We start from the raw sequence: 24,558 nt of genomic DNA, 5'->3' as shown, positions 1-24,558 counted from the left end.
GAGGTGCGCGATGAACACAGGACGAGGACGGGGCGGCAGGCAGCAGGGGGACGTACCGCCTGCGGACGACGCGGCGGCGTGGTTCTCCGGGCGGCTGCCGGACGGCTGGTTCGCCGGGGCACCGGAGGTCACCTGCGACCGGGACGAGATCGTCGTCGTGGGGGAGCTGCCGGCCCTGGAGGACGGGCGTTCGGACACCGGCGCCGAGGGCGACGCGGCCGACACCGCTGCCGCCGAGGCCGGCCGGATCGCCCGGTTCCGGGAGGAGACCCGGGAGCAGCGGATCCGGATCGCCCGCCAGGCCGAGGCCCGCTACCGGCGCAAGGTGGCCTGGGGCGCGCGCCTCGGCGGGACCCGCGAGCTCTTCACCACGGCGTCGGTCCCGGTGATGACGCGGTTGCGGCAACCGGAGCGGATCGTGCTGGACACGCTGGTCGACGCCGGGGTGGCCCGGTCGCGGTCGGACGCGCTGAGCTGGTCGGTCCGGCTCGTCGGGCAGCATGCCGACGAGTGGCTGGCCGAGCTGCGCTCGGCGATGGAACGGGTGGACGACCTGCGGGCCAGGGGCCCCGCGAGCTGATCGTCGCAGCTACGTCAGCGCAGCAGCACCAGCCAGATTGCCACGTGGTGGCAGGCCCAGGCCAGGACCGTCGCCGCGTGGAAGAGCTCGTGGTACCCGAAGGTCGCGGGCCACGGGTCCGGTCGGCGCAGCGCGTACACGACGGCGCCCGCGGTGTAGAGCGCCCCGCCGACGAGCAGCAGGACGAGCGCGGCGACGCCACCGCCCCGGAGCAGGCCGGGCAGGACGAACACCGCCACCCAGCCGAGGGCGATGTAGATCGGGACCCCGACCCATGCCGGGGCGGTCGGCCAGGCGAGCTTCAGCGCCACCCCGGCCAGCGCCCCGCCCCAGACCACGGCGAGTACCCACGTCGCGGTGCCGGAGGGCAGCGCCAGCACCGACACCGGTGTGTAGGTGCCCGCGATGAACAGGAAGATCATCGAGTGGTCGAGCCGCTTCATCAGGCGTCGCCGGGCGGGGTCGGACCAGGTGCGCCGGTGGTAGAGCGCGCTGACCCCGAACAGGCCGAACGTGGTGAGCGTGTAGACCGCGGTCGCGGTCGCTGCGGCCGCGCCGACCAGCGCGCCGGCGAGGCTGATCAGCGTCGCGCAGGCGAAGACGGAGGCGACCAGGCTCCACAGGTGCAGCCAGCCGCGCATCCGGGGCTTGACCGGAGCAGGGGACGTGGTGCTCGCCGGGTACACGTCCCGACGTTACGTCGTGTGGCGGTGGACGTCCCGTCGGGCGGAGGTACGCCACACGCCGGCCCGGCAGTGGAGTTCCGTGCCGGGCGTTCCCGGGCGGGGCACTAGGCTCCGGGGTCGTGGCCGTCCGAGACCTGCTCTACACGGTGTACGAACGCAGGATCCTGCGCCAGCTCGTCGGAGCCGAGAGCCCCAAGCACGTGGCGCTGATCCTCGACGGCAACCGCCGCTGGGCGCGTGAGGCGGGCTTGGCCGACCCGGCGGAGGGGCACCGCGCCGGCGCGGCGAAGATCGCCGAGATGCTCGGCTGGTGCTCCGAGGCCGGTGTCGAGGTGGTGACGGTGTTCCTGCTGTCCACCGACAACCTCGGCACCCGATCTCCGGACGAGCTCAAGGACCTGCTGGAGATCATCGCCGGGGTGGTGGACGACCTGTCCGGCCCCGACACCCCGTGGCGGCTGCGGGTGGTCGGCGCGATGGAGCTGCTGCCCGGATCGCTCGCCGAGCGGCTGACGGCAGCGGTGGCGCGAACCAGCGACCGCGGCGGGCTGCAGCTGAACGTCGCCGTCGGCTACGGCGGGCGGCAGGAGATCGCCGACGCGGTGCGGAAGATGCTGCTGACCCAGGCCGAGGCCGGTCGGACGATCGAGGAGCTCGCCGAGACCCTCGACGTCGACCACATCGCGGAGCACCTCTACACGTCCGGGCAGCCGGACCCGGACCTCGTCATCAGGACCAGCGGGGAGCAGCGGCTGTCGGGCTTCCTGCTCTGGCAGTCGGCCCATTCGGAGTTCTGGTTCTGCGAGGCCTACTGGCCGGAGTTCCGCCGGGTCGATTTCCTGCGCGCGTTGCGTGACTTCGCCGCTCGGCATCGCCGTTTCGGCGGCTGATCCGAATTCGCCCGTAACCTTCGGCGCGCTCGCTCGTTAAGGCGTTTTCACCGGAGGGATTAAGCGCCGGAGAAAGGTGAAGGCCCCGGGGGCGAACCCCCGGGGCCTTCGGATGCGCGAGGCGCGGGCTACTTACTTGTGGCCCTTGCCGCCGCCCTGGTGCTCGCCGTCCTCGGTGTCGATGTCGACCTGGTCGCCGTTCTCGGCGGCGTTGGTGCAGTCGACGCTGTTGTCCGACTCGACGCCGGACTTGTTCTCGGCCTCGGACATGAGGCCACCCAGCGCGCCCTGGATGAGGCTGTTGCCGTTGAACGCCGTGCCGCAGACCTGCGGGGACACGTTCAGGTTGTTGTTGGACAGGTTGACCAGACCCGAGCTGTTCTTCTGGGCGACGCCCTCGGTCTTCTCGTGGTTCTCGTTGTAGCTACCGGTCGTCTCGGACGGGTTGAAGCTCTCGTGCGCCTTGTACGAGTCGCCCTCGCCGGCGAACGCCAGCGGGCTCATCGCGACGAGCGACGCGGCGCCGGCCGCCACAACGATTCCAGCCTTCTTCAGCACAGTCCGTCTCCTGTCGAGTCAGAGAGCACGCTCGAATCTCCGTGCGCACTCTCGGTACCTGTCGACGCTCGAACCGGGGAGCCCGCATCGACTGCGCGTCAATCTATCGGAGGCTTTCCGGGCCGACAATCTGACCCTGCGTATTTTTTCGAGTCGGAGGTCGATCCATTCGTGTACCTGGGGATTTGTGGGCTGGACCTGCCCCGGCGCCCGGGCGTGTCGCGAAGGGGCGACCCGGCCCAGCGCGATGCACCCGATCGGCGCAGCGACTTCACACTGCGCACCCGCGGGATCACGCGGCGCCCCGCCCGCCTCCGTTCGCCCCGCCCCCCGTCCGGCCCGACGTCGCAGACCTCCTGCGACGAGTGACCCCTGCGAGGTGGGGCACGGGGCAGGTGCCCGGCCTGACGTCGCAGACCTCCCTGGGGTCTCACAGCGTCGGCAGGGTCTGCGAGCTTCGAGCGAGCCCTGCGATGTGGGGCGGTGGACCTGCCCGGCCGGCGCCGACGCGATCCGGCCGGCGCCGACCCGGTCCCGGCCCGGCGTGTGCCCCGGCCCGGTCTGCGCCGCACCGATCCGCCTCATCCGGCCGACGTCGCAGACCTCTTCGCGGTCTCGCAGCGTCTGCAGCGTTTGCGAGGTGTGAACAAACCCTGCGAGCTCGCGCCGGGGCCGGGGCCGGGGCCGGGGCCGAGGGCTGGGGCTGGGGCTGGGGGCGAGCTGGGAGCGTGGAGTGGTCACTCACCGTGTTCGACGGTCGGGCATCGTGGAATGCCGTCGCGAGGCCGGTCATCCGGCTGGGTGAGGAGCTGGGGAAAGAGCGCCCCCGCGCTCACCTGTCGTGAAACTTCCAGGGGTTCGTCAGCCGGTCGAGTGACCGACCGGAAACGCAAAAATGCCCCGGAGCGAACCGCTCCGGGGCATTTTCGGTGATTCGACCGAGATCAGTCCTCGATCGAGTCCCCGGCGCCCGACTCCTGCGCGCAGTTGTCGGACTGGTCGGTGACCGAGTCGCCCGACTTCGCCTTGGCGTCGCCCAGGACACCCAGGGCGCCGGTGAGGCCGTTGAGGGCCGAGGCGTCCTCGACCGGGACCTGCACGCCCAGCACGTTGACCGGGATGTTGTTGTTGCAGGCCTGGATCGGCACGTTGACGTTGTTGCCGTTCAGCCCGGAGACAAGGCCCTTGGCGTCCTTGTCGATGACGTTCTCGGCACCGTGGTGGTGGCCGCCCTTGCCGTGGTCGTCGCCGTGGTCGCCGGCGAAGGCGAGCGGGCTGACGGCGAGCAGGGACGCAGCGGAAGCCGCAACGACGAGTCCAGCCTTCTTCAGCACAGTTCTTCTCCAGTTGAGTCTCTGAGTCCGCCCGAAGTCGGTCTCACGCCTGCCGGCACGCTGACAAAGTGGGGGGAGCCCGTACCGACTGAGCAACAATCTACTCGCTCGCATTCCCCGGCCACAAATTCCGCAACCCTATCGGGGGACCTTATTACTTTCTGTTCGGATACTCCCCGGATCAGGCATTCTCCGAGCGGTCCCGGCGCGGCGCAGAGATCGAACATGGTGACGCACCGTGAGGCAATGCGTCCGAACGGACGCATACCCCGGCGCAGGGGCCGTCGTTCGACTTCTGTCGCGCCTACGCTCCGGTGGTGCCCCTGGCCCGGCTGTTGCGTGCGACGACCGAGCTCGCGCTGCGCCTGGATCGCCTCCGCCCCGGTGTCCTGGACGGCCCGGCCCCGGATCCGGGCCTCGCGCACCGGGTAGGGAACGAGGCCCGGCCGGACCCCCGCGACCTGGTCGCGGACGCCGAGCGGCTCGGCCGGGAGGCCGCCGCGTCCGGCCTGCCCCGCGTCCGCCGGCACTACCTCGAAGCCATAGTGGCTGCGCTCGACTGTCAGGCACGGCTGCTGGCAGGAGAGCGCATCGGCTACCTCGAGCAGGTCCGGGCGATGTTCGGGGTGACCCCGAGCCGGCCCGATCCCGACCGGTACCGCGAGGTCCACCGCAGGCTCGGCGCGCTGCTGCCCGGCCGCGGACCGGTGGCGGAGCGGATGCGCGCCTACCGGGAGGCCGACGTCGTCGTCCCCGCCCGGCTCGGCCCGGCGGTGCACGCGGTGACCGCGGAGCTGCGCCGGTGGACGCACGACGAGCTGGGGCTGCCTGCCGACGAGCACGCCGCCGTCGAGCTGGTCGGCGAGCGCCCCTGGACCGCGTTCACCCGCCACCACGGCGGCTTCCGCAGCCGGATCTCGATCAGTACCGCGGCCGGCGTCCGGGCCGGGTCGCTGCTGCCGCTGCTCGCACACGAGGTCTACCCGGGACATCACACGCAGTACTGCCGCGCCGGGATCGCGGCGGCGCGCCATCCGGAGCTGTCGCTGCGGCTCGTGCACGCGCCGCATGCGGTGATCGCCGAGGGGGCGGCCGAGGTGGCCGCGTCCGTCCTGCCGGGCCCCGGGTGGGGCGCGGTGGCGCAGCGGGCGCTCGCCGGTGCCGGCGTCCGGATCGACGGCGGGCTCGCCGAACGGATCGAGACGGAGCTGGACCTGCTCGGGCGGGTCCGGCTCGACGTCGCGTTGCTGCGGCACGTCGACGGCGCCGGACCGGACGAGGTCACCGCGTATCTGGCCCGTTGGCTGCTCGTCTCCGACCAGCGGGCGCGGCGGATCCTCGGTTTCCTGGACCACCCGCAGTGGCGCGCCTACCCCGTCACGTACGCCGAGGGGGCGCCGCTCGTCCGGGCATGGCTGGCCGCCCACCCGAGCGGGCCGGTGACGGGCCTGCGGGACTTGCTGGACACCCCGGTACTCCCCGCGGATCTGGTCACGGACGGTGGCGACACCGTCCGGAACGGTTCCGGACCGGCAGTGCTCACCGGGACGCCGCACGCCCACCCGCAGTACTGAGGTACCGACGAACGGCGCGCCGCCATTCGTGTCACCGCAGCTCGAACCGACGGCGGACGGTAGTCGCCACACGGTGAACGGCAGGTTACGAGTCTTCCATCGGAGTTCTTCTCACCTCTCCGGCGGAGAGTCGCTATTGACCGCACGAGGGTGACCACTAGTAGCGTCATCATCGATGGGTCGTATCCGATGCGGCTCGTCCGGGAGGCCCTGAACGTGGTGTCGAAACGCACCCGAGAGGGCCGGCACCCGGCCCTCGCGGGCGTGCCGGCCGGAGGACCGCCATGGTCGTCCGACGTCGCGTCCCGCATCAGGACCGGCCGGCCCGACGCAGAGCAGGTGTGGTGCCGCGCCTGCGAGGGAGTACCCGTGACCGATCGTCGTCCCGCCCTCACCGAACAGGCCGCCGCTCTTCCGCAGGGGCCCGTCGGGGACGCACCGGCAGGTTCCACCCGTTGCTACGTGCTCGACACGTCCGTGCTGCTGTCCGACCCGTGGTCGTTGCTCCGTTTCGACGAGCACCAGGTCGTCCTGCCGCTGGTCGTGATCTCCGAGTTGGAGGCCAAGCGTCACCACCCCGAACTCGGCTGGTTCGCCCGGACCGCACTGCGCCAGCTCGACGAGATGCGCGTGAAGTACGGCCGGCTCGACGCGCCGATCCCCGTCGGCGACAAGGGCGGAAGCCTGCACGTCGAGCTCAACCACTCCGACCCCGCGGTCCTTCCGGCCGGCTTCCGCACGGACTCGAACGACTCGCGGATCCTGGCCTGCGCGCTGAACCTCAGGGCCGACCCCGCCTCCACGGCGGAGGTCACCCTGGTCACCAAGGACATGCCGCTGCGGGTCAAGGCGGCGGCGGTCGGGCTGGACGCCGACGAGTACCACGGCCAGGACGTCCTGTTCTCCGGCTGGACGGGGATGACCGACCTGGAGGTCGCCGCCGACGACGTGGACACGCTGTTCCGGGACGGCGTCCTCGACCACGACGCGGCCCGGGAGATCCCCTGCAACACCGGGGTGCGACTGGTCGGGGCGTCGAATGCGCTGGGTCGGGTCACCGCGGACAAGCGGGTCAAGCTGGTCCGGGGCGACCGCGAGGCGTTCGGGCTGCACGGACGCTCGGCGGAGCAGCGGATCGCGCTGGACCTGCTGCTCGACAACGAGGTCGGGATCGTCTCCCTCGGGGGGCGCGCCGGTACCGGTAAGTCGGCGCTCGCGTTGTGCGCCGGGCTGGAGGCGGTGCTGGAGCGCCAGGCGCACCGCAAGATCGTCGTCTTCCGCCCGCTCTACGCCGTCGGCGGCCAGGACCTGGGGTACCTGCCGGGCGGTGAGAGCGAGAAGATGCAGCCCTGGGCGCAGGCCGTCTTCGACACCCTCGGCGCGCTGGTCAGCCAGGACGTCATCGACGAGGTCATCGCCCGCGGGATGCTCGAGGTCCTGCCGCTCACGCACATCCGCGGGCGGTCGCTGCACGACACCTTCGTGATCGTCGACGAGGCTCAGTCGCTGGAGCGCAACGTGCTGCTCACGGTGCTGTCCCGGCTCGGCGCCGCGTCGCGGGTCGTGCTCACGCACGACGTCGCGCAGCGGGACAACCTGCGCGTCGGCAGGCACGACGGGGTCAACGCCGTCATCGAGAAGCTGAAGGGGCACCCGCTGTTCGCCCACGTGACGCTGACCCGCAGCGAGCGCTCGCCGATCGCCGCGCTGGTCACCGAGATGCTGGAGGGCCCGAACTCGTAACCGGACCGGCGCCCGTGGCCCCCGCGCATCCGATGCGCGGGGGCCACGGCGTGTTCGCGATACCTGCTCCTGACGATGGCACCGGCCCGGCCGCCGCGAGGACCCTCGGCCGACATGACGACCTCAGAGACCCGGACCGACGCCTCGACCGCTCCGGAGACGATGCTGCGTGACGGCTACGACGCGTTCGCCCGCGGCGACATCCCGTCCGTCCTCGCGACGCTGGCCGACGACGTGCGGTGGACCGAGCCGGCGGGCTCGGACTACGCCGGCACCTTCGTCGGGCCGCAGCAGGTCATGGAGAACGTGTTCGCCCGCGTCGGCGCGGAGTGGAGCTCGTTCGCGGCCGTCCCGGAACGGTTCCTGCCGTGCGGCGACACCGTGGTGGTGATCGTCCGCTACGAGGTGACGCACGCCACGACCGGGCGCTCGGCCGTCGCGCGCGCCGTGCACGTCTGGGAGTTCGCCGACGGGCGGGTGACAGCGTTCGAGGGTGTGGCGGACACCCACCTGATGCGCGAGGCGGCCGGGATCTGACCGCCCGGCGCCCTACAACCCGTGCGGGGTGCCCTCGGTGAACCCGGCGGTGGTCTGCACCCCGACGACCGAGCGCTCGTGCAGCTCGTCCAGGGTGCGGGCTCCGGCGTAGGTGCACGCCGACCGGACGCCCGAGCAGATCTCGTCGAGGAGGTCCTCGACGCCCGGCTGGTCCGGGTCGAGCCGCTGCCGCGAGGACGAGATGCCCTCCTCGAACAGTGCCTTGCGGGCCCGGTCGAACGCGTTGTCGCCGCGGGTGCGGGCGCTGACCGCCCGCTTCGAGGCCATCCCGAACGACTCCTTGTAGGCCCGGCCCTGCTCGTCCCACAGCAGGTCCCCGGGGGACTCGTAGGTCCCGGCCAGCCAGGAACCGATCATCACCGACGCGGCGCCCGCGGCGAGGGCCAGCGCGACGTCACGGGGGTGCCGCACGCCACCGTCCGCCCAGATCACGGCGCCGCGCTCGCGGGCCGCGGCGGCACACTCGGCGACCGCGGAGAACTGCGGTCGCCCGACGCCGGTCATCATCCGGGTGGTGCACATCGCGCCCGGGCCGACACCGACCTTGACGATGTCCGCGCCCGCGTCGACGAGATCGGCCACCCCCTCGGCGGTGACGACGTTGCCCGCCGCGATCGGGACCGGCGCGCCGGTCTCCGAGACGACCCGGCGCACCGCACCCAGCGCGTCGATCATCTTCTCCTGGTGGCCGTGTGCGGTGTCCACCACGAGGACATCGGCGCCCGCGGCGAGCAGTGCCTTCGCCTTCACCGCGACGTCGCCGTTGATCCCGATCGCGGCCGCGGTGCGCAGCCGGCCCTGCGCGTCCAACGCCGGCGAGTAGATCCCCGCCCGGATGGCGCCGAGCGGGGTGAGCAGGCCGGCGAGCCGGCCGTCGCCGTCGAGACCGAGGGCGACGGTCCCGCCGCGACGGGCGTCGAGCTGCTCGAACACCTCCCGCGGCGCGGTGTCCATCGGCAGCGCCAGCGGGTTCGGGTCGAGAACCTCGGCCAGCCGGGTGAACCGGTCGACGCCGGTGCAGGCGGCATGGTCCACCGTCCCGACCGGGCGGCCGCCGTCGTCGACGACCACGACGGCGTCGTGCGCCCGCTTGGGCAGCAGGTTCAGCGCGTCGGCCACGGCGTCGCCGGGGGTGAGCACGAGCGGGGTGTCCCAGACCGGGTGGCGGGACTTCAGCCACGACACGATCCCGGCGACGGCGTCGGTGGCGACGTCCTGCGGCAGCACGGTCAGCGCGCCGCGCCGGGCCAGCGTCTCGGCCATCCGACGGCCCGCGACGGCGGTCATGTTGGCCGCCACCACCGGAACGGTCGCGCCGCTCCCGTCCGGGGTGCTGAGGTCGACGTCGAACCGGGACGCGACCGAGGACCGGCGCGGAACGAGGAAGACATCGTCGTAGGTGAGGTCGTGATCCGGCGATCGTTCGTCGAGGAAGCGCACGGTGTCGGAATCCTACGCCAGTGCCGGGCTCTCCCGCCGGTTCAGCCGGACAGCAGCGCCCGTACCGCCGGCAGCGGGTCCGCCTCCTCCGGCGTCTTGTCCGGCCGGTAGCGCACTACCCGGGCGAACCGCAGCGCGACGCCGCCCGGGTAGCGGGTGCTGCGCTGCGCACCGTCGAGCGCGATCTCCACGACCAGCTCGGGGCGCAGGTACACCACGCCGGGCTCCTGCGCCCGCGCGTACTCGGGGAACGTCCTGGTCTGCCACTCCAGCAGCTCGTCGGTCATCCCCTTGAACGTCTTGCCGACCATCACCGGCTCCCCGCCGTCCGGGTCGCGGGCACCGAGATGGATGTTGGACAGCGATCCGGTCCGCCGGCCGTACCCCCACTCCGCGGCGAGCACGACGAGATCGAGGGTGTGCACCGGTTTGACCTTCTGCCAGGCCTTGCCCCGCCGCCCCGCCGCGTACGTGCTCGCCAGGTCCTTGACGACGACGCCCTCGTGCCCGGCGCCGAGTGCCCCGTCCAGTAGCGCGGCGGCCTCGTCCGCCGACGGCCGCCGCGCACCGGGCATCCGCAGCGGTGCGTGCTCCTCGGCGGCGAGCAGCCCGGCGAGCGCGTCGAGGCGCACCTGGAGAGGTTCGTCGACGAGATCGCGGCCGTCGAGGTGCAGCAGGTCGAAGAAGAACGGGGAGAGCAGCGCCGAGCCGGCCGCGGTGCCCTCGGTGCCGAACCGGCTCATCGTGTCCTGGAAAGGACGGGGACGGCCGTCGTCGTCGAGCGCGAGGGTCTCGCCGTCGAGCACCACGGTGTCGCAGGCGAGCCCACGGGCCAGCTCGACCAGCTCGGGGACCCCCGCGGTGATCTCGCGCAGGGTGCGGGTCCAGACCCGGACGTCGTCACCGCGGCGGTGCACCTGGATCCGGGCGCCGTCGAGCTTGTGCTCGACGACGACCTCGTGGCCGAGCGCGGCCAGCGCGGCGTCGAGCGAGTCACCGGGGGAGGCGAGCATCGGGCGGATCGGGCGGCCGACCTCCAGCCCGACCGCGGCGAGCGCCTCCTCGCCGCCCCCGAGCGCGGTCGCGGCGGTCTCCGGGAGCTGCCCGGAGAGCATGAACGCCCGCCGGACGGCGGCCTGCCCGGCGCCGGACGCGACGGCCACCGCGTCGACCATCAGGCCCTCGAGCGCACCCTGGCGCAGCTCGCCGGTGAGCAGCCGGTGCAGGAACCGCTGCTCGTCGGCGGTGGCCGCACCGTAGAGCCGGTCCAGCAGGTCGCGGCGGCGCCGGGCCGAGCCCTGCCCCGTGGTGCCGACGAGCTCGTCGAGCAGGCCGTCCACCTGCTCGACCGTCAGGGACGGCTGCGCGGCGGGCGCGACGTCGACGGCCGCGAGGGTCCGCCACCCGGTGCCGAGCCGGCCCTGCCGGGGAACCCCGGACAGCCACGCGACCACGGGCACGACCTCGCCCGGTGTGGCGGCACGCAGCAGGTCCGCGAGTGCGGCGGTCTTCTCCTTGCGCGCACGGGTCGCCCCGACCGCGGACGAGGTGGTGACGACGTCGGTGAACAGCACCGACTCATGAAAGCAGCGACCCCCGACGGTCGCGCGTCGCCGGAGCAGGCCCGGGTCCGTGCGGGGCGACGGGCCGGCCTCGCGGGGCCCCGTCGACCACCACCGGCCGCCCGCCCGTTCCGGGGCCGCCGGGCAGGATCGCCCGCCGCCACAGCTCCGCGACGGCGACCACCCCGCGGCAGGTCCCGTCCGCCGCGACGACGACCAGGTCGTCGTACCCACGGGCCGGATCGCCGGACAGGCTCAGCTCGAGCGCCCGGGCGAGCGGGGTGCGCTCGTCGACCGTCCGCGGCGGGTCGGCCAGCGACCGCGCCGGCTTGTCCGCCCAGAGCGCGTGCCCGAACCTCCCGGTCATGTTCAGCAGGAAGCGGCTCCGGTCCAGGTAGCCGACCGGGCGGTGGGCGGGGTCGACGAGCACGACACCGGCCGAGTCCGGGTGCTCGCGCAGGATCTCGCGGGCGGTGCCACCCGTGGCGTCCTCGGGCAGCGTCACCGTGGGCGTGGCGAGCCCGCGGACCGGCGGCCCGGACACCGGCGGCCCGGCCGGGTTCGCGGCGGCGGGTGCGGTCGCACCACCCGGCCCGGGGCCGGCCGGGGTCCGCGCCGGGGCGTGGGCGACCGGCGTCGCGCGGAGCAGGGCCAGCAGCTCGGGCCCCGTCGCGGGGCTCGGTCCGGGCACCGGCCGCGCCCCGCCGAGCAACGGCCCCTGCGCGAACACCACCCCGCACGTGTACAGGCCGACCAGGCGGCCCGGATCCCGCACGCCGGTGGCGGCCACCGGGGCGCCGACCACGCGCGAGACCTCCAGCACGGCCCGGACGACGGCGCCGGCCCCGGCGTCCAGCACGCCGTCGGACAGCTCCGGTTCCAGCTTCACCACGTCCGGCCGGACCGCGGCGACCACGTCCGGGCCGAACCCGCGGCCGGCACCGTCGAGCCCGATCCGGAAACCCCAGCGGCGCAGCTCCGCCAGGGCGGGGACCAGGTACTCGGCGGCCGCGGCGGCCGCGATCGGGGGACCGATCTCCAGCATCGGCGCGACCGCGGTCCCGTCGAGCATCGGGCGCAGGCGGTCCCGCGCGTACAGCACGGTGTCCGCGGCGACGTCGACCTGCACCGGCGCGGCCCCCGACCCGGCACGGGCCGACGCGACGGCCGAGACGGCGGTGCTCGCGTCGAGCTCGGCGATCTGCCGGGCGCTCCAGCCACGGTCCCGGGCCTGCGCGGCGACGGCGTCGTGGTGGCGCCGTGGCACGACCTCGACCCCGGCGAAGCGGCCGCTGCGCAGGTCGTGCACGGGCTCGTACGCGAAGCGCTCATCCGTCATGCGACAGGTCCGTCCGAGTGGCGTTGATCGACAATCGACCACACCGTGTCACGCCCATGTGGACCGTACGGGGACCACGAGGTGAACAGCGGATGGACTGACCCGGCGCGACTGACCGGTCGCGATCCGCTACGAGCGCTTCTCCCCGCGGGTCATCGCCAGCACGTCCAGTGCCCGGTCCAGCTCCTCCTCGGTGAGCGTCCCGGACGCCACGTGCCCGCGCTCCAGCACGACCTCGCGGATGGTCCTCCGCTCCTTCAGCGCCTGCTTGGCCACCGCGGCGGCCTCCTCGTAACCGATCTTCGAGTTGAGCGGCGTGACGATCGAGGGCGAGGACTCGGCGTACTCCCGGGTCCGCTCCAGGTCGGCCTCCATCCCGTCGACGACCTTGTCGGCGAGCAGCCGGGACGCGTTCGCGAGCAGCCGCGCCGACTCCAGCACGTTGCGCGCCATGACCGGCATCATCACGTTGAGCTCCAGGTTCCCCTGGCTGCCGGAGAAGCCGACGGTGGCGTCGTTGCCCATGACCTGCGCGCAGACCATCATCGTGGCCTCGCAGATCACCGGGTTGACCTTGCCCGGCATGATCGAGCTACCCGGCTGCAGGTCCGGCAGGTGGATCTCGGCGAGCCCGGTGCGCGGGCCCGACGACAGCCACCGCAGGTCGTTGGCGATCTTGTAGAGCGAGACGGCCACGGTGCGCAGCGCACCGGACGCCTCCACCAGGCCGTCCCGGGAACCCTGGGCCTCGATGTGGTCGGTGGCCTCGGCGAGCTGCTCCAGCCCGGTGGCCTCGCGCAGCCTCGCGACGACGCCGCCGCCGAACCCGGCCGGCGCGTTCAGCCCGGTCCCGACCGCGGTCCCGCCGATGGGCAGGACCGCGAGCCGGGGAAGCGCGTCGCGGACCCGGTCGGCGCCGTAACCGGCCTGGCTGGCCCAGCCGCCCGCCTCCTGCCCGAGGGTGATCGGGACGGCGTCCATCAGGTGCGTGCGGCCGGCCTTCACGACCTCCGACCACTCGTCCGCACGCCGGCGCAACGCCGCCTCGAGGTGCTCCAGCGCCGGGACGACGTCGGTGGCGAGTGCCTCGGTCGCGGCCAGGTGGATGCTGGTGGGGAAGACGTCGTTGGACGACTGCGAGGCGTTGACGTGGTCGTTCGGGTGCACCTCGGTGCCGGCGCGGACCGCCAGGGTGGCGATCACCTCGTTGGCGTTCATGTTCGACGACGTGCCCGAGCCGGTCTGGAAGACGTCGACCGGGAAGTGGTCGTCGTGCCGGCCGGCGGCCACCTCGTCGGCCGCGGCCGCGATGGCCGCGGCCGTGTCGTCGTCGAGCACACCCAGCTCGCCGTTCACCCGGGCGGCGGCCGCCTTGACCAGGCCGAGTGCGCGGATCTGGGCGCGTTCCAGGCCGCGGCCGGAGATCGGGAAGTTCTCCACGGCACGCTGGGTCTGGGCCCGCCACAGCGCGTCGGCCGGCACCCGGACCTCGCCCATCGTGTCGTGCTCGATGCGGTAGTCCTCGCTCATGGGATCGATCCTGCTCCTCCGGGCGACTACCCGCCGCCCGGGGTGAGCAGGGGATCACGGCAGCGGCGGGGCCTCGCCCTCGACGCCGTCGAAGTCGACCGAGGAGAACTCGCGCAGCTTGGTCAGCCGGTGGTAGCCGTCGATCAGCCGGACGGTGCCGGACCTGGACCGCATCACGATCGACTGGGTGGTCGCGCCCCCGCCGCGGTAGTGCACCCCACGCAACAGCGGACCGTCGGTGATGCCGGTGGCGCAGAAGAAGACGTTCTCGCCGCGGACGAGCTCGGCGGTGGTGAGGACCTTGTCGAGGTCGTGACCTGCGGCGACCGCCTTGCTGCGCTCCTCGTCGTCCGTCGGCCAGAGCCGGCCCTGGAGCTCCCCGCCCATGCACTTCAGCGCGGCCGCGGTGATGATCCCCTCCGGGGTGCCGCCGATGCCGTAGAGCATGTCGACGCCCGACGACGGGCGGGCGGCGGCGATCGCTCCCGCGACGTCACCGTCGGAGATGAAGGAGATCCGGGCACCGGCCTCGCGGATCTCCTTCACGATCTGCTCGTGGCGCGGGCGGTCCAGCACGCAGACGGTCACGTCGGCGACGTCGATGTGCTTCGCCGCGGCGACCCGGCGGATGTTCTCGGCGACCGGGGCGGTGATGTCGATGGCGTCGGCGGCCTCCGGGCCCACCGCGATCTTCTCCATGTAGAACACCGCGGAGGGGTCGAACATGGCGTCCCGCTCGGCGACGGCGAGCACCGCGAGGGCGTTCGGCATGCCCTTGCTCATCAGGGTGGTGCCGTCGATCGGGTCCACGGCGACGTCGCAGTGCGGGCCCTCGCCGTTCCCGACCTCCTCGCCGTTGAACAGCATCGGCGCCTCGTCCTTCTCGCCCTCGCCGATCACGACGACACCGCGCATCGACACGGACGAGATCAGCTGACGCATGGCGTCGACGGCGGCACCGTCACCGCCGTTCTTGTCGCCCTTGCCGACCCAGCGGCCTGCCGCCATCGCCGCCGCCTCGGTGACCCGGACCAGCTCCATCGCGAGGTTGCGGTCGGGTGCTTCGCCGCGGCGGTTGGCGGACGGGCTGGCGGGCTGACTCACGGACGTCTCCTTCACGGCGGCGTGCTGCTGCCGCCCGGTCGGGGGCGGCGGCCCCGATACTCGCACGTGAGTGGCCGGGGGAGGTGTGATGAGCGACCGACGCCATGCCTGGGAGACCATGGGCGGGTGAGTTCCCGACCGGATCCGAGCACGTCCTCCTCCGACGACGGCGGCGGTGACCCCCCGCGCCCGCCCCGGATCGGCCCGCGTGCCATGCGTAAGCCCGAGCGCGGCGAGACCTCGATCCGCGACATGCTCGGCGCGCTGCTGATCCTGATCCCGGTCGGGCTGCTGCTGTTCTCGGTCGGCAACTCGTGCTCGTTCGCCCCGACCGGCCCGGTCGAGGACCCGAACTCCGGGCCGAGTGTGAACGTCGAGGACCGGCTGACCGAGTACGCCCGCGGGTCGGCGTTCGAGCTGCGGGTGCCGGACGTGCCGTTCCGCCCCAACTCCACGGACCGCGGCCCGGTCGAGGGCGGCGGCACCGCGGTCCGGGTCGGCTACGTGACTCCGGACGCCGACTACCTGAGCCTGGTGCAGACCGACGCCTCCGCCGAGGGGGTCCTCGCCACCGAGTCCGGGACCTCCGAGCGCGGGGACGGCGCGCCCCGGATGCAGGGCACCGTCGACGCAGGTGGCCTGACCTGGGAGATCTACCAGAGCGACGGCGGGGAGCCGTTCCGCATCGCGACCCTGCCCGGCCGCCCGGACGTGCGCGCGCTGATCACCGGCTCGGCCTCCGACGAGCAGTTCCGCACCCTCGCCGAGGCCCTGGCCACCGCTCGCGTGCTCCCCGCCGGCGCCGCCGGGAGCTGACGCCTGCCGGGAGTGACCCGGCCCGCGAACGTCGGCGGGAGCGTGGGCTTCGGCGCGAGTCCGACCTCGTGCGGGCGGGGGCGTGGGATCAGGCGTCGTCCGGGTCTGCCTCGGCGAGCTTGTCCTCGATGCGGGTGCGAGCACCGGCCAGCTGGTCCTCACAGCGCCGGGCCAGAGCCTCGCCGCGCTCCCACAGGGCGACCGACTCGTCCAGGCCGAGGCCGCCGACCTCGAGCGCGCGCACGACCTCGACGAGCTCGTCGCGGGCCTGCTCGTAGCCGAGGGTGTCGACGGCCGGTCGCTCGCTCATCAGGTCTCCTTCGCGGTGGTCGCGGCCTTCGTGGACCGGCGGCGCCGGGTGGGCGATCCACGTTCGCCCGGCGCCGCGGTGTCGCGGGTGGTGGACGGCGCGGGCTCGACGCCGTCGGTGGCGGATGGCGGGACGTCGGCCGGGCCGGTCGCGGTGGCGGCGACCGCGCCGTCGGCGACCCGGATCCGCAGCGCCGTCCCGGCGGGAGCGTCGGCGGCCGAGCGCAGCAGCGGCGGGACGTCGTGGTCCGTACCGCGCAGCTGCACGATCGCGTAGCCGCGGGCCAGCGTCGCCGTCGGCCCGAGCGCGGCCAGCCGCGCGGTCAGGTGCTCCAGCTCCGACGACGACCGGTCCACCCGCCGCAGGACCGCCCGGTGCGCGGCGGCGCGGGCGTCGGCGACCTCGCGTTCCCGGGACTCGACGAGCCGCAGCGGCTCGGCCAGCACCGGGCGATGGCGCAGGTCGGACAGTCGTCGCTGTTCGCGGTCGACCCAGCCGTGCAACGCGCGGCGGGCCCGGTCGCGCAGCCCGGCGATCCGCGCGGTCTCCTCGGCGAGATCGGGGACCAGGCTGCGGCCGGCCTCGGTCGGCGTCGAGCAGCGGACGTCGGCGACGTGGTCGACCAGCGGCGTGTCCGGTTCGTGCCCGATCGCCGACACCACCGGGGTCCGGCAGGCGGCGACCGCCCGGCACAGGGTCTCGTCGGAGAACGGGAGCAGATCCTCCACGCTGCCGCCACCCCGGGCCAGGACGATCACCTGGACGTCCGGGTCGCGGTCCAGCACCTGCAGCGCGCCGACGATCTGCTCCACGGCGAGCCCACCCTGCACCGCGACGTTCTCGATCCGGAACCGCACCGCGGGCCAGCGCGAGGTCGCGTTCCGGACGACGTCGTGCTCGGCCGCCGAGTCCCGCCCGGTGACCAGGCCGATGGTGCGCGGCAGCAGCGGTGGGCGCCGCTTCAACGCGCGGTCGAACAGCCCCTCGGCGGCGAGCAGCTGCCGCAGTCGTTCGATCCGGGCCAGCAGCTCGCCGAGCCCGACGGCGCGGATGCGGTCGACGCGCAGCGAGAGCGTGCCCCGCCCCAGGTAGAACGACGGCTTGCCGCGCACGATCACCCGGCTGCCCTCGGCGACGGCGCCACCGGACTCGCGTACCAGCGCGGACGGTGCCGTGAGCTGCAACGACACGTCCGCCGCGGGGTCACGCAAGGTCAGGAACGCGGTACCCGAGCGGGCGTTGACCTGCGCGAGCTGGCCCTCGACCCAGACCACGCCGAGCCGGTCCACCCACTCCGCGATCTTGCGGGCGACCGTCCGGACCGGCCAGGGGGCCTCCTCCGACGTGGTCACTTCTCCTGGGAGAGCGTCGCGAGCCGGTTCGTCAGCATCGTGACGTAGGCCGGGCGGTTGTCGTGGGCGGTCTCCCAGGCGAGCAGGTCGGACAGGTCGTCGACGCTCAGTGTGCGGAGCTTCCCGCGCAGCTGGGGGACCGTCAGCGTCGGGTACTCGGGGACGGCGTACGGCGCACCCGCCTCCGCCTCCGGCCGGTTGGACGCCGTCGCCGGACGTTCGGGCCGATCGATCGGGATACCGGTGCGGGCCGGACGCAGCGCGGAGACCGAGCCGTTGCGCCGCTCGGCCTCGCGGTCGGCCGGGGACACCGGAGCGACCGGCTCCGCGGGGAGCCGGAAGTCGGCGGTGTCGGCCAGGTCGTCGTCGAACATCGCCCAGCTCGGGACGTCGTCGGCGACGCGCAGGGTGCCCAGCGCGCGGTCGCCCTTGATCGCCAGTTCGGTGGCCTTCTGCTGCAGGCGCATCGACACCTGCAGCGCCTGGCTGACCGCGGTCACCGGCAGCTCGACGGCGTGCCGGGGCAGTTCGCGGGCCTGCTCGACGGCCGTCACGACGAGGCCGGCTGCGATGCGCACGGGGAACGGCAGCGGTGACATGCGAGCCATTGTCCACCGACCCGCGGGTCCGTGTCGCGTGCGGGACGGTCGAGCGTGTCACGTGTGGGGGCCCGGGCCGGGGGTGGTCCGTACGCTGGAGGCATGTCCGGTTCTGCCAAGCAGGTCCTGCTCGCCAAGCCGCGCGGTTACTGCGCCGGTGTCGACCGCGCCGTCGAGGCCGTGGAGCAGGCGCTCGACCAGTACGGCGCCCCGGTGTACGTCCGCAAGGAGATAGTGCACAACAAGCACGTCGTCGAGACCCTGCGCGACCGTGGCGCGATCTTCGTCGAGGAAGCCTCAGAGGTGCCGGAGGGCGCGCACGTCGTGTTCTCCGCACACGGGGTCTCGCCCGCCGTGCGCGACGAGGCGAAGGGGCGTGAACTGAAGACGATCGACGCGACCTGCCCGCTGGTGACCAAGGTCCACCAGGAGGCGAAGCGGTTCGCCCGCGAGGACTACGACATCCTGCTCGTCGGGCACGCCGGGCACGAAGAGGTCGAGGGCACCGCCGGTGAGGCCCCCGAGCACATCCAGCTCGTCGAGTCGGCCGCCGATGTCGACACGGTCACCGTCCGGGACCCGGACAAGGTCGTGTGGCTGTCCCAGACCACGCTGTCGGTCGACGAGACCATGCAGACCGTGCGCGCGCTGCGCGAGCGGTTCCCGAAGTTGCAGGACCCGCCGTCGGACGACATCTGCTACGCCACCCAGAACCGCCAGGTCGCGGTGAAGACGATGGCCCCGCGGTGCGACCTGGTGCTGGTCGTCGGCTCCCGGAACTCGTCGAACTCGGTGCGGCTGGTCGAGGTGGCACTCGGTGCGGGCGCCGGGTCGTCGTACCTGATCGACTACGCCAAGGAGATCGACGACGCCTGGCTCGACGGCGTCCAGACCGTGGGCGTCACCAGCGGGGCCTCGGTGCCGGAGGTGCTGGTGCGTGCCGTCGTCGAGTACCTCGCCGAGCGCGGCTTCGGCTCGGTCGAGGAGGTCGACACGGCCGAGGAGACGCTGGTCTTCTCGCTGCCCCGCGAGCTGCGCCCGCCGCGTCCCGCCGTGACGCGCTGAGCGTGACGCGCTGAGCGTTCCCGCACGGGAAACACGAAGGCCCCGGACCGACGCCCACATGCGGTCCGGGGCCTTTCGTCGTGCGCGGGGCCGGTGATCAGCCGCGGGCGGCGTGCACCGCCGCGGCCGAGACCACCTGGACCTGGTCGCCGACCTCGAGGTTGTTGTACCAGGTCATCGCGTTCTCCTTGGTGAGCCGGACGCATCCCGCGGACGGGGTGTCGACCCGGCCCTCGTGGAAGGCGATGCCGCCGTCCTGGAAGAACACCGACCAGGGCATCGGGGCGGGCTCACCGTTGGTGGCGGTGTACTCACCGCTGCGGTGCAGCTCCTCCTTGCGGTACACGCGCAGGGAGTGACCCACCGGGGTCTCCTTGCCCGGGCCGCCGATCGCGACCGGCACCGGGCCGTGGGTGATCTTCCCGCCCTCGAACAGCCAGGACTGCTTCGAGTCGAGGTCGACGCAGGCGTTCGCGGTGACCGTGCACGGAGTGCCAGGAACCAGGGGCTGCTCGTGGAACGCCTGTGCCGCCGGTGTCGCGGCCAGCGCCGTGCCGACGCCGATCAGCGCGATCGCGGTCGTCACGAGTGCGACGAGGACCGCGGGCCGGGGGAAGCGGGTGATCCGGTTGGTGGACATCGTTCTCCAGGTCGTCCGGCGTGCGTCGGGGGAGCTGCGGGCGGGGCCACACCTGTCCCCGCTCTGTATGACGTCCGGGTGGGCGGGGGGTTGCGTCGATTCTCCGTCGATGTCGCCCGGCCGGGTCAACCGGGTACACCCGAACCGCTCACCAGCGACGACGCCGGGCGGCCCGATCGTCGATCGCGGTCCGTCAGCGGGAGGGTCGGCGTGTCCGGGCGGACGAGCCACCGCGTGTCGCCGACGAGGCCCGCGAACCGCCGGGCGCCCGGTGCCCGTCCGGATCCGACGAGCGGAAGCCACCGCTGTCGGTGCTACCGCGGCCGTCCGCGGCACCGCGGGGCGTCGATCCGGTACGGGCCGAGCCCGATGAGGACGTCCGGCCGCGTCTCGTCCGGGGCTCGGGTTCGCCGCCACCGGTACGCCCGCCACGCGTGCGGCCGCGCTCACCGGCCCGGGCGCCACCACGGCCCTCATCACCGCGGTCCTCGCCGCCTCGGTCCTCGGCGCCGCGGTTTTCGGCGCTGCGGTTCCCGGCGCCCGAGCGGGAGCGGCCCGTCGACCTGGAGCCCGACCGTCGACGGTCGGCCCTCGCGGAACCGGCCCCCGGGGAGCCGGCTGCCGGAGCCCGGCCGTCCGGGTCGCGCCCGCCCGGATCCCGGCCGAGCCCGGCCCACAGCCGGCCGACGGCGTCGTCCGGGCCGAGCCGCTGGCGCAGTAGCCGGAACGCGGTGACCAGCAGGACGACCACGGTGGTCACCGCCATCGCCGGGAAAGCGTTGATCAACGGAGCGCCGGCCATGAGCACGCTCTCCGCCGTGCCCCCGCCGGTGGGGGCGCCGATCAGCACTGCCATCACCGGCACGACGACGGCGAGCAGCAGCGGCGGCTGCACCGCGGGCAGGAAGATGCTGCGGCGGCGTACCCAGCCGACCGCGAGCACGCAGCCGAGCAGGTATCCGATCTCGAAGACTCGGCCGACCGTGCCGATCCGGATCAGGTCGACGAACACGCCGAGTGCGGTGGTTCCGAGGGCGAGGCCGACCGCGGCCACCGGAGGGATGCCGAGCACCGGGCGCAGCAGCGACCGCTCCCGGACCGGCCAGCCGCCACGAGCGGGAGCGGGGGACCGGGACGTCGACCCGCCGGGCCGGCGGGCCGAGCTCCTGCGCGTCGAGTTCACCCGGTCAGCCTAACTCCCACCTCCGCAGGGAATCCGGCCCGTCGTCCGGCTCCGCGGCCGGGACGCCGGACGTCCCGGACCGGCCGGCGTCGGCCCAGGGTGTGCGGACCCGGCCGTCCCCGGCGTCGGGCTCCGCGGGGCGCCCGAGGTCCTCGAGGGACACGAGCGCCTCCCCGGCCGACGCCACCAGCTCCGGTGCCGAGACGCCCCGCGGCGTGCGGTCCACCGTCTCCGGCGCGTCGAGCTCGCCGTCGGTCACCTGGAGCTCGGTGAACCGGCGGGCGCTGACCAGCACCCTGGCCTCCAGCGAGGACACCGTGCGGTTGTAGCTCTCCACCACCGAGTCGAGGCTGCGCCCGAGCCGGGCCACGTGCGTGCCCATCGTGGCGAGGCGACCGTGCAGCTCCCGGCCCAGCTTGTGCACCTGGGCGGCGTTGCGGGCGAGTGCCTCCTGCTTCCAGCCGTAGGCGACCGTGCGCAGCAGCGCGACCAGTGTCGTCGGCGTCGTGAGGACCACGTTGCGGCCGAACGAGTACTCCAGCAGTCCGGGGTCCGAGCGCAGGGCGGCCTCGAGGAACGGGTCCCCCGGGACGAAGAGCACGACGAACTCGGGCGTCGGCTCGAAGGCCTCCCAGTACGCCTTGGCTGCCAGCTGGTCGACGTGGGCGCGCAGCTGGCGGGCGTGTGCGGTCAGCTTCTGCGCGTGCACGTCCGGGTCGGAGGCCTCGACGGCCTCCAGGTAGGCGGCGAACGGGACCTTGGCGTCCACCACGACCTGCTTGCCCCCGGCGAGCCGGACCAGCATGTCCGGGCGGACACCGCCGTCCTCGCCGTCGGCCGAGACCTGCGTGGAGAAGTCGCAGTGCTCCACCATCCCGGCCATCTCGGCGACCCGCTGCAGCTGCATCTCGCCCCAGCGCCCCCGGACCTGCGGCGCCCGCAGCGCGTTGACCAGCGCCTTGGTCTCGGTGCCGAGCTTCTCCGAGCTCGTGGCCATCGCCCGGACCTGCTCACGCAGCCCGGCGTAGGCGGACTCGCGGTCCTTCTCCACCGAGCGCAGCTGGCCCTCCACCCGCCCGAGCGCGGCGGCGACCGGATCGAGCAGCTGCTCGACCGCCTTGGCCCGGGTCGCCTCCTCACCCTGCGCCCGCGCCGACAGCGCGGAGGTCGCCTCCTTGAGCCTGCTCTCGGCCAGCGCCACGAACGCCTCGTTGTTGCGGGCCAGCGCGTCCTGCGACAGGGCCGCGAACGAGTCCTTCATGCCCGCCTCCGCCTCGGCGCGGGCGTGGCGCTCGGCCCGCAGCGCGGCGGTCGCGCCCGCGGCGTCGGACTCGGCCCGCCGGGCCCGCGCGGTCGCCTCGTCGAGCGACTCGTGCAGCTCCTCGACGCGTTCGAGCAGGCCGGTGCGCTCGGCCCGCAGCCCTGCCGCGTCCGCCCGGGTGGTCGCGGCGGTGTTCGCGGCGACCCGGGCCGTCTCCGCCGCGTCGGCGCGGAACCGGGCGGCGGCGAGCAGCCAGGTGACGGCGGCGGCGACGACCGCGCCGAGCAGCGATCCGACGAGCAGGCTGATGGCATCCACGTCGCGCAGCGTGCACCCGGCCCCCGACAGTTTCCGCGGAGCCCCGGGGCACCGGGTGTGTCCCGGGACGCTCAGTCCAGCCGCAGATCGGCCGACTCGTGGTCGAGCAGCCACCGCTTCACCGGCAGCCCCCAGCGGAACCCGCCGAGCGAGCCGTCGGTGCGCAGCACCCGGTGACAGGGCACGAACAGCGCCGCGGCGTTCTTCGCGCACGCCCCCGCCGCAGCCCGGACGGCTGCGGGCCGGCCGGTCTTCCCGGCGTAGCCGGTGTAGGTGACCGGCGCACCGGCCGGGACCGACCGCAGCACCTCCCAGGCGTGCTCGCGGTACGGGCCGGACCGCTGGCGGACCCCGACGTCGTCGATCGCCGAGAGGTCGCCCTCGTGGTAGCGGTCGACGGCCTCGCCGACCGGGCCGAGGTCGCCCTCGACCGTCTCGGTGGGGGCGAGCGAGGCGTGGATCAGCGGTAGCAGGTCGTCGACCGAGGCGGTCCAGCCCGAGGCCAGGACGTACCCGTCGGTGTCGACGACGGCGGTGAACGGCCCGGCCGGGGTGGCCCGGGTCGCGAAGACGGCGGTATTCATGCGCTCCTCCGAACGGTGGTGGTGGCGGGCGCGGCGGCCCGCCAGAGGTGGGTGGCGGCGTAGGAACGCCATGGCGCCCAGGCGGCGGCCCGCGCGACGAGCGCGTCCGCGTCGCCGGGCAGACCGAGCGCCGCGGCCCCGCGGCGCACCGCGAGATCGGACGCCAGCAGTTCGTCGGGGTCGCCGAGGACCCGCATGGCCAGGTAGCCGGCGCTCCACGGCCCGATCCCGGGCAGCACCAGCAGTTCGGACCGCAACGACCCGGGGTCCCGGCCGGCATCGAGCACCAGGGCCCCGGACGCCAGGGCCGCACACAGCCCGCGCAGCGACTCCGCCCGCCGGGCCGGCCCGGCGAGCTCCACCCCGGCCAGGGTCTCCGGCGGCGGGAAGAGCAGGTCGGGGCCGTCCTGGTCGCGCAGCGCGGCCGGCAGCACGGTCCCGTGAGCCCCGGCCAGCCGGGACGCCGCGGTCCGCGCGGCCGCCACCGAGACCTGCTGGCCGAGCACGGTGCGGACCGCGGTCTCGGCCGGGTCGGCGCTGCCGGCCAGCCGGATCCCCGGTGTCGCGGCGACCAGCGGCGCGAGCGCCGGGTCGGCGGCCAGGACGGTGTCGACGGCGTGCGGGTCGGCGTCGAGATCGAGCAGCCGGCGCAGCCGCGACACCGCCGGGCCGACGTCGCGCGGGTCGCTGGTGCGCAGAGTTGCGAGCACCGCACCGGCGCGGGCGGTCAGGTCGAGCGTGACGGCCGCGGGGCCGTGCGGCAGTCGCAGCGTCCGCCGGTAGACGCCGCCGTCGACCTGCTCGACCCGGTCGATCGCCCGCGCCGCCAGGTGCTCCAGCAGTCCGTGCGGGTCGAACGGAGCCCGGTACGGCAGCCGGAGCGTGATCGTTCCCGGGGCGGGCTGCACGGTGTCACGCCGCCGGCCCGCCTCGGCCCGCAGCCGCGACGGCGGCACCCCGTACACGGCACGGACGGTGTCGTTGAACTGGCGGACGCTGCCGAACCCGGCCGCGAACGCGACGTCCGCGAGCCCGAGCGGCGTCGTCTCCACCAGCACGCGTGCGGTGTGCGCGCGCTGGGCACGGGCCAGTGCGAGCGGCCCGGCGCCGAGCTCGGCGGCCAGGATGCGGCCGAGCTGGCGCGACGAGTAGCCCAGCCGCGACGCGAGCCCGGACACCCCCTCCCGCTCGACGACGCCGTCGGCGATCAGTCGCATCGCCCGCCCGGCCGCGTCCGCCCGCAGGTTCCACTCCGGGGATCCAGGGACGGCGTCGGGCAGGCAGCGCCGGCAGGCCCGGTAACCGGCCGACTGGGCCGCCGCGGCGGTGCGCAGGAACTCGACGTTGCGCGCCTTCGGCGGCGGCACCGGGCAGGACGGCCGGCAGTAGATGCCGGTGGTGCGCACCGCGGTGACGAACTGGCCGTCGAACCGCGCGTCCTTGGCGGCGACGGCGCGGTAGCAGGTGTCGTGGTCGAGCAGCACGACACCGACTCTGCCACCGCGCCGCCCGGAGGACTCGCGGGAATCGGT

General features: G+C 73.9%; 23 protein-coding genes. 7 read left to right on the top strand and 16 right to left on the bottom strand.

From position 1 onward, the window contains the following. Window positions 1–10: 10 nt before the first annotated feature. Window positions 11–580 carry an ATP-binding transcription factor AbmR gene (gene abmR / locus JOF36_RS32640; protein WP_210034483.1) on the top strand — a complete coding sequence of 190 codons (570 nt, stop codon included), beginning with the start codon at window positions 11–13 and terminating at the stop codon, window positions 578–580. A gap of 14 nt (window positions 581–594) precedes the next feature. On the opposite strand, the gene trhA is transcribed toward abmR, so the two are convergent. Continuing rightward, complete coding sequence (gene trhA, locus JOF36_RS32635) at window positions 595–1,221, bottom strand: PAQR family membrane homeostasis protein TrhA (RefSeq protein ID WP_210036402.1); 627 nt, start codon at window positions 1,219–1,221, stop codon at window positions 595–597. A 164-nt stretch (window positions 1,222–1,385) separates the two neighbouring features. Between trhA and JOF36_RS32630 the strand changes: the two genes are divergently transcribed. After that, entirely contained in the window at window positions 1,386–2,156 is a 771-nt protein-coding gene (locus tag JOF36_RS32630) for an isoprenyl transferase (protein ID WP_210034481.1), read from the top strand. A gap of 132 nt (window positions 2,157–2,288) precedes the next feature. On the opposite strand, the gene JOF36_RS32625 is transcribed toward JOF36_RS32630, so the two are convergent. Both JOF36_RS32625 and JOF36_RS32620 read right to left on the bottom strand, forming a co-directional pair. Beyond that, a complete protein-coding gene (locus tag JOF36_RS32625; RefSeq protein ID WP_210034479.1) occupies window positions 2,289–2,714 on the bottom strand; it encodes a hypothetical protein in 426 nt (141 codons plus the stop codon). Window positions 2,715–3,658: 944 nt separating this feature from the next. Continuing rightward, the gene (locus JOF36_RS32620) at window positions 3,659–4,048 is read right to left on the bottom strand and encodes a hypothetical protein (protein WP_210034477.1); all 390 of its coding nucleotides are present in this window, start codon (window positions 4,046–4,048) and stop codon (window positions 3,659–3,661) included. Between the two features lie 317 nt (window positions 4,049–4,365). Between JOF36_RS32620 and JOF36_RS32615 the strand changes: the two genes are divergently transcribed. The 3 genes from JOF36_RS32615 (at window position 4,366) to JOF36_RS32605 (ending at window position 7,902) form a co-directional block, all read left to right on the top strand. Beyond that, complete coding sequence (locus JOF36_RS32615) at window positions 4,366–5,622, top strand: DUF885 domain-containing protein (RefSeq protein ID WP_210034476.1); 1,257 nt, start codon at window positions 4,366–4,368, stop codon at window positions 5,620–5,622. Window positions 5,623–6,084: 462 nt separating this feature from the next. Next, window positions 6,085–7,365 carry an RNA 5'-3' helicase PhoH2 gene (gene phoH2 / locus JOF36_RS32610; protein ID WP_210036401.1) on the top strand — a complete coding sequence of 427 codons (1,281 nt, stop codon included), beginning with the start codon at window positions 6,085–6,087 and terminating at the stop codon, window positions 7,363–7,365. A 114-nt stretch (window positions 7,366–7,479) separates the two neighbouring features. Further along, entirely contained in the window at window positions 7,480–7,902 is a 423-nt protein-coding gene (locus tag JOF36_RS32605) for a nuclear transport factor 2 family protein (protein ID WP_210034475.1), read from the top strand. A 12-nt stretch (window positions 7,903–7,914) separates the two neighbouring features. Here JOF36_RS32605 and JOF36_RS32600 read toward each other — a convergent pair whose 3' ends face one another. The 5 genes from JOF36_RS32600 to glpX form a co-directional block, all read right to left on the bottom strand. Continuing rightward, window positions 7,915–9,363 (bottom strand): GuaB1 family IMP dehydrogenase-related protein, encoded by a 1,449-nt coding sequence (locus JOF36_RS32600; protein WP_210034473.1) that lies wholly within the window; start codon window positions 9,361–9,363, stop codon window positions 7,915–7,917. 41 nt (window positions 9,364–9,404) lie between these two features. After that, window positions 9,405–10,937 (bottom strand): ATP-dependent DNA ligase, encoded by a 1,533-nt coding sequence (locus JOF36_RS32595; protein ID WP_210034472.1) that lies wholly within the window; start codon window positions 10,935–10,937, stop codon window positions 9,405–9,407. A gap of 4 nt (window positions 10,938–10,941) precedes the next feature. Beyond that, a complete protein-coding gene (locus JOF36_RS32590; protein WP_210034470.1) occupies window positions 10,942–12,264 on the bottom strand; it encodes an EAL domain-containing protein in 1,323 nt (440 codons plus the stop codon). Window positions 12,265–12,393: 129 nt separating this feature from the next. Then, a complete protein-coding gene (locus JOF36_RS32585; RefSeq protein ID WP_210034468.1) occupies window positions 12,394–13,794 on the bottom strand; it encodes a class II fumarate hydratase in 1,401 nt (466 codons plus the stop codon). A gap of 54 nt (window positions 13,795–13,848) precedes the next feature. Further along, window positions 13,849–14,835 (bottom strand): class II fructose-bisphosphatase, encoded by a 987-nt coding sequence (gene glpX, locus JOF36_RS32580; protein WP_245353001.1) that lies wholly within the window; start codon window positions 14,833–14,835, stop codon window positions 13,849–13,851. A 189-nt stretch (window positions 14,836–15,024) separates the two neighbouring features. Between glpX and JOF36_RS32575 the strand changes: the two genes are divergently transcribed. Next, on the top strand, window positions 15,025–15,714 hold the full coding sequence (locus JOF36_RS32575; protein ID WP_210034464.1) for a DUF4245 domain-containing protein: 690 nt from the start codon (window positions 15,025–15,027) through the stop codon (window positions 15,712–15,714). An 88-nt stretch (window positions 15,715–15,802) separates the two neighbouring features. Here the strand turns inward: JOF36_RS32575 and JOF36_RS32570 are convergent, their stop codons facing one another. Genes JOF36_RS32570 through JOF36_RS32560 form a run of 3 tightly spaced genes read right to left on the bottom strand, consistent with a single transcriptional unit; the run spans window position 15,803 to window position 17,975 of the window. After that, a complete protein-coding gene (locus JOF36_RS32570; protein WP_210034462.1) occupies window positions 15,803–16,024 on the bottom strand; it encodes an exodeoxyribonuclease VII small subunit in 222 nt (73 codons plus the stop codon). Continuing rightward, window positions 16,024–17,376 (bottom strand): exodeoxyribonuclease VII large subunit, encoded by a 1,353-nt coding sequence (xseA, locus tag JOF36_RS32565; protein ID WP_307862704.1) that lies wholly within the window; start codon window positions 17,374–17,376, stop codon window positions 16,024–16,026. The genes JOF36_RS32570 and xseA overlap by 1 nt, the downstream gene beginning before the upstream one ends. Beyond that, window positions 17,373–17,975 carry a lipid droplet-associated protein gene (locus JOF36_RS32560; protein ID WP_210034460.1) on the bottom strand — a complete coding sequence of 201 codons (603 nt, stop codon included), beginning with the start codon at window positions 17,973–17,975 and terminating at the stop codon, window positions 17,373–17,375. Before JOF36_RS32560 ends, xseA begins: the two co-directional genes overlap by 4 nt. Window positions 17,976–18,077: 102 nt before the next feature. Here JOF36_RS32560 and JOF36_RS32555 point away from each other — a divergent pair, with 102 nt between their 5' ends. Further along, a complete protein-coding gene (locus JOF36_RS32555; RefSeq protein ID WP_210034451.1) occupies window positions 18,078–19,040 on the top strand; it encodes a 4-hydroxy-3-methylbut-2-enyl diphosphate reductase in 963 nt (320 codons plus the stop codon). Window positions 19,041–19,137: 97 nt separating this feature from the next. On the opposite strand, the gene JOF36_RS32550 is transcribed toward JOF36_RS32555, so the two are convergent. The 5 genes from JOF36_RS32550 to JOF36_RS32530 form a co-directional block, all read right to left on the bottom strand. Then, window positions 19,138–19,680 (bottom strand): L,D-transpeptidase, encoded by a 543-nt coding sequence (locus JOF36_RS32550; protein WP_210034448.1) that lies wholly within the window; start codon window positions 19,678–19,680, stop codon window positions 19,138–19,140. A gap of 193 nt (window positions 19,681–19,873) precedes the next feature. Next, window positions 19,874–20,863 carry a DUF6542 domain-containing protein gene (locus JOF36_RS32545; RefSeq protein WP_210034446.1) on the bottom strand — a complete coding sequence of 330 codons (990 nt, stop codon included), beginning with the start codon at window positions 20,861–20,863 and terminating at the stop codon, window positions 19,874–19,876. Between the two features lie 4 nt (window positions 20,864–20,867). After that, window positions 20,868–22,442: a DNA recombination protein RmuC gene (locus JOF36_RS32540; RefSeq protein ID WP_307862703.1), complete on the bottom strand. Its 1,575-nt coding sequence runs from the start codon at window positions 22,440–22,442 to the stop codon at window positions 20,868–20,870. Window positions 22,443–22,513: 71 nt separating this feature from the next. Continuing rightward, window positions 22,514–23,026 carry a methylated-DNA--[protein]-cysteine S-methyltransferase gene (locus JOF36_RS32535; RefSeq protein ID WP_210034442.1) on the bottom strand — a complete coding sequence of 171 codons (513 nt, stop codon included), beginning with the start codon at window positions 23,024–23,026 and terminating at the stop codon, window positions 22,514–22,516. Next, on the bottom strand, window positions 23,023–24,510 hold the full coding sequence (locus tag JOF36_RS32530; protein WP_210034441.1) for an AlkA N-terminal domain-containing protein: 1,488 nt from the start codon (window positions 24,508–24,510) through the stop codon (window positions 23,023–23,025). The genes JOF36_RS32535 and JOF36_RS32530 overlap by 4 nt, the downstream gene beginning before the upstream one ends. Between the last annotated feature and the right edge of the window lie 48 nt (window positions 24,511–24,558).

It is taken from the genome of Pseudonocardia parietis (assembly GCF_017876315.1).
Lineage (GTDB): Bacteria > Actinomycetota > Actinomycetes > Mycobacteriales > Pseudonocardiaceae > Pseudonocardia > Pseudonocardia parietis.
The sequence above is the reverse complement of the archived record's forward strand: the minus strand, read 5'-3'. Positions and strand labels throughout refer to the sequence as shown.

Excerpts from the sequence above, each read along its gene's own strand:
- abmR (WP_210034483.1), top strand. The coding sequence starts at position 11 with ATGAACACAGGACGAGGACGGGGCGGCAGGCAGCAGGGGGACGTACCG.
- trhA (WP_210036402.1), bottom strand. The coding sequence starts at position 1,221 with ATGCGCGGCTGGCTGCACCTGTGGAGCCTGGTCGCCTCCGTCTTCGCC.
- JOF36_RS32605 (WP_210034475.1), top strand. The coding sequence starts at position 7,480 with ATGACGACCTCAGAGACCCGGACCGACGCCTCGACCGCTCCGGAGACG.
- JOF36_RS32590 (WP_210034470.1), bottom strand. The coding sequence starts at position 12,264 with ATGACGGATGAGCGCTTCGCGTACGAGCCCGTGCACGACCTGCGCAGC.
- JOF36_RS32585 (WP_210034468.1), bottom strand. The coding sequence starts at position 13,794 with ATGAGCGAGGACTACCGCATCGAGCACGACACGATGGGCGAGGTCCGG.
- glpX (WP_245353001.1), bottom strand. The coding sequence starts at position 14,835 with ATGGAGCTGGTCCGGGTCACCGAGGCGGCGGCGATGGCGGCAGGCCGC.
- JOF36_RS32570 (WP_210034462.1), bottom strand. The coding sequence starts at position 16,024 with ATGAGCGAGCGACCGGCCGTCGACACCCTCGGCTACGAGCAGGCCCGC.
- JOF36_RS32560 (WP_210034460.1), bottom strand. The coding sequence starts at position 17,975 with ATGTCACCGCTGCCGTTCCCCGTGCGCATCGCAGCCGGCCTCGTCGTG.
- JOF36_RS32555 (WP_210034451.1), top strand. The coding sequence starts at position 18,078 with ATGTCCGGTTCTGCCAAGCAGGTCCTGCTCGCCAAGCCGCGCGGTTAC.
- JOF36_RS32550 (WP_210034448.1), bottom strand. The coding sequence starts at position 19,680 with ATGTCCACCAACCGGATCACCCGCTTCCCCCGGCCCGCGGTCCTCGTC.
- JOF36_RS32535 (WP_210034442.1), bottom strand. The coding sequence starts at position 23,026 with ATGAATACCGCCGTCTTCGCGACCCGGGCCACCCCGGCCGGGCCGTTC.